The sequence below is a fragment of the Ferrovum myxofaciens genome (assembly GCF_000735045.1).
Classification (GTDB): Bacteria; Pseudomonadota; Gammaproteobacteria; order Burkholderiales; family Ferrovaceae; genus Ferrovum; species Ferrovum myxofaciens.
In genome coordinates this window covers 1-253 of the sequence record NZ_JPOQ01000336.1, presented here as the reverse complement: position 1 = coordinate 253, position 253 = coordinate 1, and the positions used below count along the sequence as shown (strand labels likewise).

Annotated in this window: 1 protein-coding gene; it reads left to right on the top strand. The window is 55.3% G+C overall.

The window, feature by feature from the left end; genetic code table 11:
• On the top strand, window positions 1-253 hold a 253-nt coding region (locus IV91_RS0113895), incomplete at both ends, for a transposase (RefSeq protein WP_031599427.1).

Below are 253 nucleotides of genomic sequence, written 5' to 3'. Positions count from 1 at the left end.
GCCCGTTTCCAATAATTTACGCAAAGCCTACTGGAAAGTGGGTCGCGTCACTGAACATGCCGCCAACGTCCGCAAGGACTGGCAGCATAAACTCACCACCTCCATCGTTCGCGAGAACCAAACGATCGCGATGGAATCCCTGTATGTCCGTGGCATGACGGCTAGTGCGAAAGGAAGTGCTGACAAGCCCGGATCGAACGTCAAGGCCAAGTCAGGCCTGAACCGTTCGGTCCTGAATGCGGGATTTGGTGAG